At 64.4% G+C, this 14,379-nt stretch carries 14 protein-coding genes; 3 read left to right on the top strand and 11 right to left on the bottom strand.

Features of this window, described 5'->3' with window-relative positions; genetic code table 11:
* Positions 1–257: 257 nt before the first annotated feature.
* From AC1DIO_RS31850 to AC1DIO_RS31890, 9 genes are all read right to left on the bottom strand, one after another.
* Positions 258–1,289: an IS110 family RNA-guided transposase gene (locus AC1DIO_RS31850; RefSeq protein ID WP_441493890.1), complete on the bottom strand. Its 1,032-nt coding sequence runs from the start codon at positions 1,287–1,289 to the stop codon at positions 258–260.
* A 246-nt stretch (positions 1,290–1,535) separates the two neighbouring features.
* Positions 1,536–3,605 (bottom strand): M3 family metallopeptidase, encoded by a 2,070-nt coding sequence (locus AC1DIO_RS31855; protein WP_441508437.1) that lies wholly within the window; start codon positions 3,603–3,605, stop codon positions 1,536–1,538.
* Positions 3,606–3,635: 30 nt separating this feature from the next.
* Entirely contained in the window at positions 3,636–4,355 is a 720-nt protein-coding gene (locus AC1DIO_RS31860; protein ID WP_441489240.1) for an NUDIX hydrolase, read from the bottom strand.
* Between the two features lie 13 nt (positions 4,356–4,368).
* Entirely contained in the window at positions 4,369–5,268 is a 900-nt protein-coding gene (locus tag AC1DIO_RS31865) for a PhzF family phenazine biosynthesis protein (RefSeq protein ID WP_441489241.1), read from the bottom strand.
* Positions 5,265–6,395: an endonuclease/exonuclease/phosphatase family protein gene (locus AC1DIO_RS31870; RefSeq protein ID WP_441508438.1), complete on the bottom strand. Its 1,131-nt coding sequence runs from the start codon at positions 6,393–6,395 to the stop codon at positions 5,265–5,267. Before AC1DIO_RS31870 ends, AC1DIO_RS31865 begins: the two co-directional genes overlap by 4 nt.
* A 17-nt stretch (positions 6,396–6,412) precedes the next feature.
* Positions 6,413–7,261: a pyridoxal kinase PdxY gene (gene pdxY, locus AC1DIO_RS31875; RefSeq protein WP_476854663.1), complete on the bottom strand. Its 849-nt coding sequence runs from the start codon at positions 7,259–7,261 to the stop codon at positions 6,413–6,415.
* Positions 7,262–7,362: 101 nt separating this feature from the next.
* Complete coding sequence (locus tag AC1DIO_RS31880) at positions 7,363–7,770, bottom strand: nuclear transport factor 2 family protein (protein ID WP_441508440.1); 408 nt, start codon at positions 7,768–7,770, stop codon at positions 7,363–7,365.
* A 58-nt stretch (positions 7,771–7,828) separates the two neighbouring features.
* Positions 7,829–8,860: an ABC transporter substrate-binding protein gene (locus AC1DIO_RS31885; protein ID WP_069879884.1), complete on the bottom strand. Its 1,032-nt coding sequence runs from the start codon at positions 8,858–8,860 to the stop codon at positions 7,829–7,831.
* 168 nt (positions 8,861–9,028) lie between these two features.
* On the bottom strand, positions 9,029–9,997 hold the full coding sequence (locus AC1DIO_RS31890; RefSeq protein WP_441508441.1) for a carbon-nitrogen hydrolase family protein: 969 nt from the start codon (positions 9,995–9,997) through the stop codon (positions 9,029–9,031).
* A 93-nt stretch (positions 9,998–10,090) separates the two neighbouring features.
* On the opposite strand from AC1DIO_RS31890, the gene AC1DIO_RS31895 reads away from it, so the two are divergent.
* Entirely contained in the window at positions 10,091–11,008 is a 918-nt protein-coding gene (locus AC1DIO_RS31895) for a LysR family transcriptional regulator (protein ID WP_441489246.1), read from the top strand.
* Between the two features lie 116 nt (positions 11,009–11,124).
* Here the strand turns inward: AC1DIO_RS31895 and AC1DIO_RS31900 are convergent, their stop codons facing one another.
* Both AC1DIO_RS31900 and AC1DIO_RS31905 read right to left on the bottom strand, forming a co-directional pair.
* The gene (locus tag AC1DIO_RS31900; protein ID WP_441489247.1) at positions 11,125–11,916 is read right to left on the bottom strand and encodes an ABC transporter permease; all 792 of its coding nucleotides are present in this window, start codon (positions 11,914–11,916) and stop codon (positions 11,125–11,127) included.
* A complete protein-coding gene (locus AC1DIO_RS31905; RefSeq protein WP_441489248.1) occupies positions 11,913–12,797 on the bottom strand; it encodes an ABC transporter ATP-binding protein in 885 nt (294 codons plus the stop codon). The genes AC1DIO_RS31900 and AC1DIO_RS31905 overlap by 4 nt, the downstream gene beginning before the upstream one ends.
* 197 nt (positions 12,798–12,994) lie before the next feature.
* Here AC1DIO_RS31905 and AC1DIO_RS31910 point away from each other — a divergent pair, with 197 nt between their 5' ends.
* A complete protein-coding gene (locus AC1DIO_RS31910) occupies positions 12,995–13,519 on the top strand; it encodes a DedA family protein (RefSeq protein ID WP_441508442.1) in 525 nt (174 codons plus the stop codon).
* A gap of 211 nt (positions 13,520–13,730) precedes the next feature.
* Entirely contained in the window at positions 13,731–14,105 is a 375-nt protein-coding gene (locus AC1DIO_RS31915) for a ComEA family DNA-binding protein (protein ID WP_441508443.1), read from the top strand.
* Positions 14,106–14,379: the final 274 nt, after the last annotated feature.

Genomic DNA, 14,379 nt, shown 5'->3' on the forward strand with positions numbered 1-14,379 from the left:
GGCTTCTGTAATGGGCCTTTGATCGTCAAGTCCCTCTGAACGATATCTCGTCGCCAGGATCATGCTTCTGTCCGTGGTCAGTACGAAGACCGCCACACCATGCCATCAGATCCAGAGCCGACAGGTCAATCTAGGGGTGCGTGATTTGCCGAGGCAATCACAGCCTTACACACGACCTTGCCAGGCTCTCGTCCCAGCGACGGGACCTCAGATGAAGCGGCGCCGATCCTGGTCCRCTTCGAAGATGTGAATCTCCCTCATGCCGCCAGAGTGGCCTTGTTCCAGCGGAACTCGGTGGCGTCGACCCACATGCGGTGGAGCACAACGCCCAGCTTGCGCGCGAGCGCCACCTTGGCGCGCTTCATGCCGCGGCGCTGCGCTACATCGAGCGCCCAACGCTTGAGGCTCGAGAAGCGGGTCGCCCGCGTCAGCATAATATGCGCCGCCTCGAAAAGCGCGGTTCGCACCATGGTGTCGCCGACTTTGCTGACGCCGCCGTCCCGGTTCGTCTCGCCTGACTGATACTTCTTGGGCGTCAGCCCGAAATAGGCGCCAACCGTGCTGGATTTCCCAAACCGCGCAGGATCATCCACCGCCGAGCGATAGGTCAGGGCGACCAGCGCGCCGACGCCCGGGGTGGACATCAACCGGTGGCAGACCTTGTCGGCGCGCGCGATCTTCAGCATCTCGCGATGAAGCTTCGTGAACTCGCTCCACAGCGCCGCGCGCGCCGCCAGCATCGCGCCGATCACCGTCTCCAAGACGACGTGGCCCGAGGTCAGTTCGCGGATGCGCGCCTCGAACCGGCCCCGGCTGACGTCGCCGACCTTCAACCCATACCCGCGCAGGATGCCACGGATGCTCAGTTCGACGTCGAGAAGCTTGCCTTGCAGAAGCTTGCGGCCAACCAGAAGCGCCCGGGTATCCTGGGAGTTCACCGATTTCGCGTGGACCGCGCGATACCAGCCCATCCGCAGCAGTTGCGCGATCCCGCGGGCGTCTTTCCGATCGGTCTTCACCGTCATCGCCGAAAGCGCCGCCTTCACGTGACGGGTCTCCAGTAAAACGACCTCACGGCCAGCAGCGACAAGAGCTGCGTGCAGCCACTGCGAGAGCGGCCCAGCCTCCAGGCCAATGCGAACGACGGGCAATTCCAGCTCGGCGAAAAACTCAACAAGCGCCTCGGGCTCGCTGGCGACCTTGATCTCGCGGGCGATCTTACCCGTCGCATCGACCACGCACACGCTGCTCTCTGTCAGAGAGACATCGATTCCAGCATAATGCTCCACGGCTGTTCCTCTCATGATGCTTGAGGCCGATCGCTCGGACCTCGTTTTCAACACCATCATTCTGAGGGACAGCCACCCAAAATGGCTATTCGAAGCGCCGGCCCATTACGGCATCTAGTCTAGTCTGCAGCACGCGTCGTGGTCGGGCTTGTCCCGACCACCTGTACTTCCGTCCAAGCTCCACGCTTCGCCCCCGACGGTTCAAGACGTGGATGGCCCGCGTGACAGGGAGAGCCTGCGCTTCGCCTACGCCGCCAGGCCTCGCTTCTCCAGCAGCGCATCGGGCGTGGGCAGCCTGCCCCTGAAGAGCGTGTAGGCCTCTGCCGGATCACGCGTATCGCCCGCCGAATAGATGAAACGCTTCAGCTTGGCGGCGACATCGGCAGCGAAGACGTCTCCAGCCTCGATGAAGGCATTGAAGGCGTCGGCATCCATCACCTCGGACCAGAGATAGCTGTAATAGCCGGCCGAATAGCCGTCGCCCGAGAAGACATGGGTGAAATGCGGCGTGCGGTGACGCATGATGATCTCGGCCGGCATGCCGATACGCTCCAGCTCTGCCGCCTCGAAGGCAAGCGGATCGACCGTTGCTGGATCCTTCAGCGAATGGAAGGCGAGGTCGACCAGCGCCGAGGAGGTGTATTCCACCGTCGCAAAGCCCTGATTGAAGGTCTGCGCCTTCTTGATCTTGTCGATCAGCCCCTCGGGGATCGGCTCGCCGGTCTCGGCATGCAAGCAATAGGCCTGCATCACCTCGCGCGTCAGGAACCAGTGCTCGTAAAGCTGGGAGGGCAACTCGACGAAATCGCGCGAGACCGAGGTGCCGGCGAGCGAGCCATAGGTCACGTCGGACAACAGCCCATGCAGGGCGTGGCCGAATTCATGGAACAGGGTGCGCGCATCGTCGATCGAAAGCAGCGCCGGCTTTCCGGCTGCGGGTTTCGCGAAATTGCAGACATTGACGATGATCGGGCGAACCTCGCCGCCGAGCTTCCGCTGGCCGCGATAGGCGCTCATCCAGGCGCCCGAACGTTTCGATGCGCGGGCGAAATAATCACCGAGGAAGAGCCCGATATGCCGGCCGCCCACGTCGCGGACCTCAAAGACGCGGACATCGGGATGATAGCCAGCGAGATCGTGCTTCTCCTCGAAGGTCAGGCCGAAGAGCTTGCCCGCGGTGTCGAAGGCTGCAGCGATGATGCGGTCGAGCTGGAGATAAGGCTTCAGCACCGCCTCATCGAGCGCATAGGTCTTCTGGCGCACCTTCTCGGCATAGTGGCGCCAGTCCCACGGTCGGATCGGGCCATTCTCGCCCTCCTCCTGCGCGAGCAGGGCAAGGTCAGCCGCTTCCTTCGCAGCCCGCGCCTTGGCCGGCTTCCAGACCAGTTCGAGCAGCCCCCGGACATTCTCCGGCGTCTTGGCCATGGAATCGTCGAGCTTGAAATGCGCGAAGGTCTCGAAGCCGAGCAGCTTCGCCTTCTCGGCACGCAAAGCCACCATCTCCGCGACGATGGCGCGGTTATCCGTCTCGCCGCCATTCTCGCCGCGCTTGCTCCAGGCCACGAAGGCCTCCTCGCGGAGCTCGCGGCGGGTGGAGAAAGTCAGGAAGGGCTCGATGATCGAACGTGAAAGTGTAACCGCATGCTTGCCATCATGGCCCCGGTCGCCAGCGGCATGGGCCATCGCCGCCCGGAGGAAGGGCGGCACGCCCGCGAGCTTGGCCTCGTCATCGAGGACAAGCGCATAGGAGGCCTCATCCTTGAGCACGTTCTGGCTGAACTGCGTGCCGAGCCCCGCCAGCCGCTCGTTGATCGCGGCAAGGCGTTTCTTTTCCTCGGGACCAAGCTGCGCACCCGAGCGAACGAAGCCGCGATAGGTCCGCTCCAGCAGGCGCTTCTGTTCGGCGTCCAGTCCCAGATTCTCGCGCTTCGCGAAGACCACATCGACGCGGGCGAACAGGGCCGGGTCCATCATGATTGCCGACCAGTGCCGCGAGGTGACCGGTGACATCTCGCGTTCGATCGACTGCAGCGCCTCGTTCGTGTCAGCCCCGGCGAGATTGTAGAAGACACCGCCGACGCGGCTGAGCGCGCGGCCCGACCGTTCCAGCGCTTCGATCACGTTGGCGAATTCAGGCACTGCCGGATCGTCGGAGATCGCCGCGATCTCCGACTTGTGCTTGGCCAGAGCCGCCTCGAATGCCGGCGTGATGTGTTCAGGCTTGATCACCGCGAAGGGTGGCAGGCCGAAGGGTGTCTCCCAGACGGCGGCGAAGGGATTGTCGACGGGTAGCGGCAAGGCTTCTGGCGCGGTCATCTCGTTCCGTTCCGGAAAAACAGGGGAAGGTCAGTCTTGAGCGTAGATATGGGCGAGATAGCGCCGCATGAAGGGCGGCATGTCGAGATGGTCGCTCTCGGCAAGATTGCGCACAATCACGATGTCGGAGAGTTCCGGCTCCGCCTGCTGCTTGATGCGTGACAGCATGATCTCGCGCGCCTCCTCGGCCGACCAGGACAGCGCCACCGGCCGCATGAAGGCGACGCGCCCCGTCAGGATCACCGCCGTCCAGCTTTCATCGACGTCGATTTCGCCCAAGGTCAGTCCGGTCTCCTCACAGAGTTCGCGGGTGACGCTGCCGGCAAGGTCGAGCATGCCGTCGTCCCTGAGATCTTCGCGATCCGGCGTACCGGCGGCGAAATAGACTTTGCCCGCATTGGCGGTGTGGTCGCCCATCACGCCGCAGAGAAAGGCGCCATCCGCCGCCCTCAGGGCCGCCATCGCATAGCCGTTGCGGACCACCGGGCCGGGATGGCCAAGATCGCGCCAGGTCATGAAGGCGGCGTAATCCGTCTCGAAATAGCGTGCGCTGAACACGCCATCCGCGATCGCGCCGCGATGCTGCAGCATGATCCGGCCATTGAACATCGCCGGCTTGCCGGCGCTGATCCTGGCCCAATGCGCGGCAATGGCAGTGTGGTTCTCCCGCGCGAAGACCCAGTCATGCGGCTCGACCACGGCCTCGACCCGCGCAAGCGGAACGATCGTCCCGTCGACAACACCATTCATCATTCGGTCCCACTCACAGCAGCACGCCCTCGCTCACCAGCACAGCTTCGCCGCCAATGCTGGCCGAAACGAGTCCACCGCGCTCGACCCGCAAAGTGAGTTCGATCTGCGACGGCCGTCCCATCTCGTACCCCTGCTCGATGACGAGGCGGTGCTCGCCATCGCCGGGACGATCGAAGGCCATCACAGCGGCGGCGAAGGCGGCAGCTGCGCCACCGGTCGCGGGGTCTTCGCCGATGCCCATCCCTGGCGCGAACATGCGGGCATGGAAGTGATGGCCCGCATCGCGGGTCTGCCGACAATAGACGAAGGCGTTGGGATGCTCGGCCGGCTTCATCACCGTATTCCACCGCATCATGTCGAGCGTGATGCGGCCCATCGCCTCGAGGCTCGCCACCGGAACCAGCGTAAAGCCGACTCCACCGGAGAATACGCCTGGCTCATGGGCATCGAAGCCGATCTCGGCAGGATCGAGCCCGAGCGCAGTTGCAAGCTCCACTGGCGATGCCGCTTCTCCGATCCGCTCCGGCAAGCGCGGCAAGGTGAAGGTCGCCCTGCCCTGATCATTCCCGACCGAGACGTCGCAGGAGACGGCACCGATCCGCTCCTCCAGGACGAGCTTGTCGTTTTCCCTGCCCGCCTGGGCATCGTGGAGAGCGAGCAGGATGGCTGTGCCGACGGTTGGATGGCCGGCGAATGGCAGCTCCCGGCCCGGCGTGAAAATCCGAATGGCGGCACGGTTGGCCGGGTGGGCGGGCGGCGCGACGAAGACCGTCTCGGACAGGTTGAATTCGCGCGTGATCGCCTGCATCGCCTCGGTGTCGAGGCCCTCTGCGTCCAGCACCACCGCCAAAGGGTTGCCGGCGTGACGTGCCCCGGTGAAGACATCGAGCGTGACGAAGCGGCGTTTCACGGCAACCCTCCCTTGGTGGCAGGCACGACCAGATCGATGGTCAGCGGGCAATGATCCGACGCCTTTGGCCTGTCCCAGCCGACGCGCGGATAGCGGTCGCTGCAGGTCGCCAGCCGCGCCATCGAACGATCGGGCTCGCGCGGATCGAGCGGCACGCGATAGGGCAAACCGCGCCGGATCATCTGCATGGCCGGATTGGGGTTCGCAGCCGCCAGCGCCGGCGACAGCAGGATATGGTCCAGCGGCATATGGCTATCGATGAGCCGCTGTTCGGCCTCCGACCAGTAGCGCCGGAAATGCGTCCAGCGCTCATGCTGGAGCAGATGCATGATCGGGTCGACAGCGAAATCCTCGAGCAACGGCTCGATGCCGCTATCCCCTTCGTCGACCAACTCGCCAAGTGGGCCAAGGCCATGGCGATAACCGTTGAGATCACCCAGCACGATCCAGTTGGCTTCGCGCCAAGACGCCCCGAACCAGGTCTTGACGATGTGCCTGACGGCCAGGGCCTCCGCCCGCCGGATCGGCAGGGTCTCCTGCCGGCCATCGTCGCGGCCGTTGTTCATCGACTTGAAATGGCAACCGAAGAGCGTCAGCGAACGGTCACCGAAGCTCAGCTCGACAGCGAGGCAATCGCGGGCAAAGACCCTGTCGCCCGGCCTGATGCCGAACCGCGCGAGCGAAGGATCATAAGCGCCGGCCTGGCCGAAGCTGAGGTCCTTGTGCGAGACGACACGGACCGCCTGGGGCGCCAGCAGATCGCGCCGGGCGCCAAAGCCGATATCGATGTCGCGCCTGTCATTGCCGTCGATCAGGGCGAAATGGCCGTAGCGGTAATCGGCGATGCGATGGACGTAATTGGCAAAGAACGCCTGCAGGCTCGCGAGCGAATCCACTTCCTGCAGCATCCAGATATCGGCTTGCGCCTCGGCGATGGCGAGCGCCGTCATCTGGCGCTTGTCGTCCTCAAGCGCCACCGCGAGCGAGCGCTCGACGGCATCGCGCTGGTCGGCGCGCGGAAAATGAAACAGCGACATCGCCGCAGAGGTGTCGATGCGTCCGCCATTCTCGAAGCGGTGGCGCGTCAGCAGGTTTTCGACATTGAAGGTGCCGACGCGCAGTTTCATCGAATTCAGCCTGCGGCTCAGATCGCTTCGGGCGTGAAGAGCTGCGAAGGCGTCACGAACTCGTCCTGCGCGGCGACCGTCAGGATCTCGCGCGAGCCGGCCTCCTTCGTCCGCTTCAGCAGGCCGTAGATCGAGGACGAGGCCTTGCTGAGGGCAGCGGCAGCCGATCCCTCGCGCATGTAGTGGACAAAGAAGAGGGCGGCGATCGCATCGCCCGCACCGTTGACGCTGATATCGATCTTCGGCGTGCGCACCCGGAAGGCGCCCTTGGCGTCGGCCGCCATCAGGTCGATCGCGTCCGCCGGCGTTTCTTCCGTGACCAGCGATGTCACCAGCACGACTTTCGGGTCGGCATCGCGCAGCGTTTCGACGGCGCGGTGCGCGTCGGCGATGGTCTTCACCTCGATATCCGTCAGGAGTTCGAGCTCGAACTGGTTCGGCGTGACGATATCGGCAGCCGGCACCGCCTGTTCGCGCATGAATTCGGGAATGCCCGGCCGCACGAAAATGCCGCGCCCGACATCGCCGATCACCGGATCGCAGCAATAGAGCGCATCGGGATTGGCCGCGCGGACACGTTCGACGGCAGACAGGATGGCGTGGCCGATATCGGCCGATCCCATATAGCCGGAGAGCACGCCGTCGCAGCCCGGCAGCACCCCACGTTCGGCAATGCCTCCCATCACCTCGTCGATCATGCCGCCCTCGAAGACCCGGCCCTTCCAGTCCCCGTAGCCCGTGTGATTCGAGAATTGCACGGTATGGATCGGCCAGACCTCGACCCCAAGTCGCTGCATCGGGAAAACGGCGGAGGCGTTGCCGACATGGCCAAAAGCGACATGGGACTGGATCGAGAGGATGTTCATGGCGCGCAGCATAAGCCTTCAACGAAACGACGCGGCGAACCTAGCGGTTGCCGCGCCGGGAGCAAATCGAAAGCGTTGATGCAGGCGATGACAAACGGCGATCAGGCAGAGCCGAGACGCATCACGCTGGCCGTGTCGGTGAACTGCGTCAGGCTTCGCACCTTGCCGTCTTCCACAGTGACCAGATCGACCGCCTCGAAGCTCTGGGTACGACCGGTCGGCACATGGGTGACATCGGCGCTCCAGTGAAACGAGGCGCGAGCGCCTTCGACGAGCAGCCCCAGCGTCCTGAACTTCGAAAAGGCGAACGTGCCGATCAGCCCGGCCATCTGCTCCCGAACCGCGGCACAGCCCGTCTGGGGGCTGCACATGGGCCCGAGATCCTCCGCTCCCATGAAATGGAACCGGCAATCGGGATGGAAGAAGGCCATCACTCCATCAAGATCCCCCTGCACACGCGCCTCATAGGCGCTCAGGAGCAAGGTCTCGATCGCAGCGCGCTCGGTCATCTCGGCTCTCCCAATGGAAGAGCCGAGTTTGACCGGCCTGCAGAAAGGAGTCGAGAGACTACGATCCGGCGGCGGCCTTCTTCGCGAAGCTGTCGATGAAGGTCTTGTTCAGGTCGACATTCGAGGTCGCAAGCTCAGGATCGAGCAGTTTCAGCGAGTCATACATGCTCTTCATCGCATCTGGCGTGGAAATGCCGGTGCGCGAATAACTTTCCTGCGAATTCTTGACGGCGCGCAGATAGAGCGGCTTGTCGCCGAGATGGTATTCGGCGGGGACGAGATCGGCGACATCCTCGGGCTTGGCCGTCTCCAGCCATTTCAGGGACTTGACCAGCGCGTTGACGAGTTTCTGCGTCGTGACCGGGTTCTTCTCGGCGAAATCATTCTTGAGATAGAGCACGGCAGCAGGGTTTGAACCGCCGAACAGCGCCTTGGTGCCGGCCTCGGTGCGGGTGTCGATCAGCGCCACGACATCGCCATCCGCTTCGAGCTTCGAGGTCACGGGATCGAGATGCGAGATGATGTCGACCTGGCCTTGCTTGATCGCGGCAACGGCGCTGGCGCCGGCACCGACACCGATGATCGGCGCGTCGGTCGCCTTCAGGCCGGCCTTGACCATGGCATATTGCGCGGTCAGCGAGGTCGAGGAGCCGGGCGCGGTGACGCCGATCTTCAAGCCCTTGAAATCGGCCGCGGATTTGACCTTGTCGGCAAGCTCCTTGCGCACGGCGATGGTGATCGCCGGGAAACGCCCGAGCTCAACCACGGCGCGGATGTCCTGCCCCTTGGCCTGCATCCGGATGGTATGCTCATAGGCGCCGGTCACGACATCGACCGAGCCGCCGACGAGGGCCTGCAACGACTTCGCGCCACCGCCGAAATCGTTGATCGTGACGTCGAGCCCCTGCTCCTTGAAGAAGCCCTTCTTCTCCGCGACCGTCAGCGGAAGATAATAGAGCAGCTGCTTGCCGCCGACGCCGAGCGTGACATTCGGCTTCTCGGCCGTCTGGGCCTGTGCGCCAAACGGCACGAAGCCGAGAGAGGTGGACAAGGCGAGCGCGGCCAGCGCGCCGCGACGGGTGAAGCTCATCGAATTTCCTCCTGATGGGATCGGTTTGCGCTTCTGAACTGGCGCAGTCGGCCCCGACGATAGGCGAGATTGCCCGGCACGGGCAACCTTCGCCTCCCCGATCAGCCCGAGGCCCGGAGCGCAACTTTCGTCTGAGTCCCCCAGGCGAACGCCGGTGAGCCCGCGTCGCTATAGCGTCCCCTCGCCCCGGAAGGACGCAACGCCCTGCCGGGTCCGGTTGACGATGAGGCGTGTCACATCCGGGCGGGCATAGTGTCCGGCCTGATCGAAATTCTGGCGCTCGCGCCTGACCTCGCGATGATCAAGCGTCGCAACGAGAAGCTCCTCGCGCCCCGTCACGGGCTCGATCACCCATTTGCCGTCAGGGCCGGCGATGCCGGAGCCGCCATCAGCGAGGATCTCGGGGCAGGTTTCCAGCATGGCAGCAGCAGGACTGCCGGCCGGCACATCCTGCTTGCGCATCAGTCCCGAGACCGCCAGCACGTAGCTGCGCCCCTCGCGCGCCAGGAAGCAGGTCGTATCCACCGTGTTGCGGAGGTTCCCCGGCCAAAGCGCCACATGCAGATTCTCACCCTGCGCGTACAGCGCTGCTCGCGACAGCGGCATCCAGTTCTCGAAGCAGTTCAGCCCGCCAACCGTGAAGGCCCCGACACGGTGCACCTGAAGACCATGTCCGTCGCCCGGCGCCCAGCTCAGCCTCTCTTCATAGGTCGGCATCAGCTTGCGATGCACCGACGCGATCATGCCATCCGCACCGATATGCACGCGCGAGCAATAGACGCTGTGCCCGCCGCGATCTGCCGGCCGCTCGATGATGCCGAGCATGACGGCGATGCCGCCGCGCTGCGCCGCAGCGCAGACCGCAGCCAGATGGCCGGCCTCGATCTGAACGGCCTGATCCAGATAATGCGCGTGAATCTCCTTCTGCAGCGACGATTCAAAGCGCGCCCCGTCGGTATGTTCGATCCAGAAGGGATAACCCGGCACCAGCGCCTCCCCGAACGCGACGAAGCCGCACCCTGCCGCGGCGGCGCGCGCTATCCAGTCGGCCACCTTCCCCAGTGTGGCATCGCGATCGAGCCATACCGGAGCGATCTGGGCGAGGCCCACGGTCAATCTGTCTGATACGGCGGTCATCGAGCCCCATCCCTGGCCTTGAGTGTGTTGCGGTGGCCGGGTTAAGGACGCGGACAAGATCAGTCCAATTAATCCTTGGAATACCCCTCGATCATGCCACCTAATGTCACTCTGGTGCAGCTGCGTTGTTTCGCCGGCGTCGTCGAACATGGCGGCTTCACGGTGGCGGCCGACCGCCTCTGCCTGTCGCAGTCAGCCGTGAGCCAGGCGGTCGCGGGGCTGGAACGGACGTTGGACGCCGCCTTGCTGCTGCGCGGCCGCGATGGATTGGTGCTGACGGCAGCCGGCGAAGCGGCCCTTGTCGAGACGCGTGCGGTACTCGCGGCCGTCGAACGGCTCGGCACTTGCAGCGGACTTGCCGGCAAGTTGAGCGGCACCTTGCGGATCGGCGTCGTACAGAGCGCAGCCATCCGGCTGCTGCCCGCATGGCTGCGGCGCCTGCGCACCGAGCATCCCGGCATCACGGTGAGCTTGTATGAAGGGACGGATCCGGAGGTCACCGCCTGGATCCAGGCCGGCGTGGTCGAGATCGGCATCACCAGCCGCACCCATCCCGAACTGGCAGCCCGCCCGGTCTATTCCGACGACTACCTCGTCGTTGTTCCCGCCGACCACGAGCTTGCATCCCGGGCCTCGCTCCCGCTCGCTGCCCTGGACGGGCAACGCATGCTGCTCTCGGGAGGCGGCTGCGAAACGCTCATCCAGGAACTCCTGACAGCAGCAGCCAGCCATCCCGAGATCGCCTGCCTCGTGCGCGACAACGCGACCTTGCTCAGCATGGTGCGTGAAGGGCTCGGCCTGACGATCATGCCCGAGCTGGCCCTCGACGACAGCCGCGGCGTGGTTGGGATCCCCCTCCGCCCGAACCTCCGTCGCACCTTGCACGCCGTATCGCCGCCCGCGGAGACGCTTCGCCCGGTCGCGACAGCCTTCCTGACCCTGATCGAAAACGGCGCCGCTGTCGGGCTCAAGGCTCGTCAGCAGCGCCCCAAGACAGCAAGCGCGGGGTGAACCGGCAGCGCCAGCCTAAAGCATCKGCCCGAAAAGTGGATTGCGGTTTTCGGGAAGGCCGATGCAAATACAGATGAATAGATCATCAGACTGGATACGATATCCGGTCTGATGATCTAAGTCGTCGTGGTCGCGCTCTGTCCGGGCCGCCAGACCAGCAGGCGCTTCTCGACGAAGGTGACAAGCGAATCGATCACGATGACGAAGAGCGCCAGGATCAGCATGCCGGAGAAAACGCCGGTGACATCGAAGACGCTCTCGGCCTCGTGGATCTTGTAGCCGAGACCGGCCGACGAGCCGAGATATTCGCCGACGACCGCACCGACCAGCGCAAAGCCGACAGAGGTGTGCAGCGAGGAGAACATCCAGGTCAGGGCCGACGGCCAGTAGACATGGCGGAAGAGCTGGCGCTCGTTCATGCCGAGCATGCGGGCATTGGCGAGCACCGTCGGCGAGACCTCGCGGACGCCCTGGTAGACGTTGAAGAAGACGATGAAGAAGACCAGCGTGAAGCCGAGCGCCACCTTCGACCAGATGCCGAGGCCGAACCAGAGCGCGAAGATCGGCGCCAGCACCACGCGCGGCAGCGCATTGGCCGCCTTGATATAGGGGTCGAACACCGCCGCCATCAGCTGCCGGCGCGCGAAGGTGAAGCCGAAGAAGACGCCCGCCGCCGAGCCGATGACGAAGGCGAGCACGGTCTCGGTCAGCGTGATGCCGAGATGGAAATAGATGTCGCCGCCAGTGAGCTGAGTCCAGGTCCGACCAAGGACCTGCAGCGGCGTCGAGAAGAAGAACTGGATCGTCTTGGTGTCGCCGAGCAGCGGATAGACGGTGAAGACGTGCCAGATCAGCAGGAACACGACCGCGACGAGAATCTGCAGTGCAAGGAGCGTCAGGCGGTTCACGAGGCGTCTCCCTGCACCAGTTCCTTGCCTTCGCCCATGGCGTAAGCCTTCTGCACCTCGATGCGCAGCGACGACCAGATGTCGCGATGGATCTCGTGGAAGGCCTTTTCCAGCCGGATCTCGGCGATATCGCGCGGGCGCGGCAGGGTGACTCTGTAATCGGCGACGATTCCGGCGGCCGGCCCCGCCGACATCACCACGACGCGGTCGGAGAGCGCGATCGCCTCCTCGAGATCATGGGTGACGAAGATCAACGCCTTTCGATCCTTCGACCAGAGATCCAGCAGCAAGTTGCCCATGATCTGCCGGGTCTGCGCATCGAGCGGTCCGAACGGCTCGTCCATCAGCAAAATCTCGGGATTGCGGATCAGCATCTGCGCGAGGCTGACGCGCTTGCGCTGGCCACCCGAGAGCATATGCGGATACCGATCGACGAAGGCACGCAGGCCGACACGGCCGAGCCAGTCTCGCGCACGGGCATCGGCCTCCGCAGCCGGCACGCCCATCGGCTCCAGCGCCACGGCGACATTCTGCAGCGCCGTCTTCCACGGCATCAGCGCGTCCTGCTGGAACAGGTAGCCCGCGCGCACATTCAGCCCCGCGAGCGGCTTGCCGAATATCCCGACCTTGCCGGCAGACGGGGTCAGCAGCCCAGCCGCAGCATTGAGCAAGGTCGACTTTCCACAGCCGGTCGGCCCCACGACCGAAACGAACTCCCCGGCCGAGACGGTGAGATCGATGCCGGTCACCGCCTTGTAGCGATGCCCGCCTGCAAGCTGGAAGGTGATGTCGATGCCGCTGAGATTGACAGCTGGCGCGGTATCCGCCCCGGGCACGCCAGCAGGGCCCGCACCAGCGTGCAGGCGGTCTTGAAGCTCCATAAAGCGTTCCCCAACGGCCTGCTGCGCCAAGCGCCTGGCCGAATATCGCGTTCGTTTGGCGAAACTCTAGGTGATCGCCTCCGGAAGGCAACCCAACCTTGGTCTTGTCCGGCAGATTCGCCGCAGCGCGCAGCTGTTGCATCCACGGCCCGAGGCAGCGATAAGCCAGCGCCTTGGCCTGAAAGATCTCGACCCTCATGCAGCAACTCGAAAGCCTGATGCAGGGACTCGTCGAGTTCATGCGCACCAACCAGCAATGGGCGATCCCGATCGTCTTTCTGGTGGCCTTCGCCGAATGTGTGGCGGTGCTGTCCTGGCTCGTACCCGCCACGGTGTTCTTCACCGCCTTCGGCGCGGCGGCGGGAGCCTCCGGTCTCGACCTGGTTCCGCTGGCTTTCGCGGCCTCGCTCGGCGCGGGTTGCGGCTTCTGGATCTCCTATTGGGCCGGCATCGTGCTCGGCCCGCGCATCGGAGAAACCTGGCCGCTCAAGAAGAACCCTGAACTGCTCGAGAAGGGACATGCCTTCTTCGAGAAATGGGGCATCTTCAGCATTCTCATTGGCCACTTCTTCGGGCCGCTGCGGGCGGTCATCGCCATCGTCGCCGGCATCGTGAAGATGCCGTTCCTGCCGTTCCAGCTCGCCAACTGGGCCGCGTCTTTCGCATGGGGCTTTGGCCTGCTCTATGGTGCCGGACGGCTGGCCGAGTTCGTCACGCGCTGATCCCGAAAACCGTCCGAACACTGAACGGCGCATTCAGGGCGGGTTCAGGCCAGAAGGCGCGAATTGACGGCGTTGCGTCGCGATATCGCCACTCACCAGTGCGGATCTGACGCGGCACGCCGAACGGCTCCAGGCTGCCGGCGTTGTCGAGGCGGGCGACCCGGCGCCTGTCCGATGCTACCCTCCCGGGGCAGGACTATGGAGTCCAACCATGAGCCTTTCGCGCATCATCTCGCCGATCGTCGCCCTCGCGCTGACCGCCGGCTTCGCCTTCGCACAACAGCCCGCCACGCAGCCGAGCGCCCCCGCACGTGCCCCGGCCCCAGTCACGACGCCCGCAGCGCCCGCCGCTGGCACAGCCGCCAAGCCTGCACAGCCCGCAGCCGCCGCTCAGGTCAAGAAGATCAACATCAACACCGCGACCGCCGCCGAACTCGACAGTCTCAAGGGCATCGGCGAAGCGCGCTCCAAGAAAATCATCGAGGAGCGCTCCAAGGCGAAGTTCAAAGACTTCAATGATCTCGTGAAGCGCAGCGTCCTGCCCTCGAATGTCGAGTCCGACATCAAGGACAAGATCACCTTCTGACCCCGCTATCCCTGCGAGGAGAAAGGCCTCCGGCGCAAAACGCCGGAGGCCTTTTCCGTTTTCGATGGTACCGCGTTCTTCGCCAAATCCTGCCGTCTGACGCAAACGCCCTTCAGTATCCGAAAAGTCCGAACACCGCGGCGAATACGATCACGAGCGACACTGCAAGCAAGGCCCGCGCACAGATAGGGCTGTCAATGACACTGTTCAGATTCATCGTCCTCATGGCCGCCTCCACGTACGACTGCCTCGACGAACGCATCGGACTGGAACC

This window comes from Allobosea sp. 05T439 (genome assembly GCF_056396005.1).

What these genes read in the sequence shown, in the direction of transcription:
- AC1DIO_RS31855 (WP_441508437.1), bottom strand. Translation starts at nt 3,605, where the DNA reads ATGACCGCGCCAGAAGCCTTGCCGCTACCCGTCGACAATCCCTTCGCC.
- AC1DIO_RS31860 (WP_441489240.1), bottom strand. Translation starts at nt 4,355, where the DNA reads ATGAATGGTGTTGTCGACGGGACGATCGTTCCGCTTGCGCGGGTCGAG.
- AC1DIO_RS31870 (WP_441508438.1), bottom strand. Translation starts at nt 6,395, where the DNA reads ATGAAACTGCGCGTCGGCACCTTCAATGTCGAAAACCTGCTGACGCGC.
- pdxY (WP_476854663.1), bottom strand. Translation starts at nt 7,261, where the DNA reads ATGAACATCCTCTCGATCCAGTCCCATGTCGCTTTTGGCCATGTCGGC.
- AC1DIO_RS31880 (WP_441508440.1), bottom strand. Translation starts at nt 7,770, where the DNA reads ATGACCGAGCGCGCTGCGATCGAGACCTTGCTCCTGAGCGCCTATGAG.
- AC1DIO_RS31885 (WP_069879884.1), bottom strand. Translation starts at nt 8,860, where the DNA reads ATGAGCTTCACCCGTCGCGGCGCGCTGGCCGCGCTCGCCTTGTCCACC.
- AC1DIO_RS31890 (WP_441508441.1), bottom strand. Translation starts at nt 9,997, where the DNA reads ATGACCGCCGTATCAGACAGATTGACCGTGGGCCTCGCCCAGATCGCT.
- AC1DIO_RS31895 (WP_441489246.1), top strand. Translation starts at nt 10,091, where the DNA reads ATGCCACCTAATGTCACTCTGGTGCAGCTGCGTTGTTTCGCCGGCGTC.
- AC1DIO_RS31905 (WP_441489248.1), bottom strand. Translation starts at nt 12,797, where the DNA reads ATGGAGCTTCAAGACCGCCTGCACGCTGGTGCGGGCCCTGCTGGCGTG.
- AC1DIO_RS31910 (WP_441508442.1), top strand. Translation starts at nt 12,995, where the DNA reads ATGCAGCAACTCGAAAGCCTGATGCAGGGACTCGTCGAGTTCATGCGC.
- AC1DIO_RS31915 (WP_441508443.1), top strand. Translation starts at nt 13,731, where the DNA reads ATGAGCCTTTCGCGCATCATCTCGCCGATCGTCGCCCTCGCGCTGACC.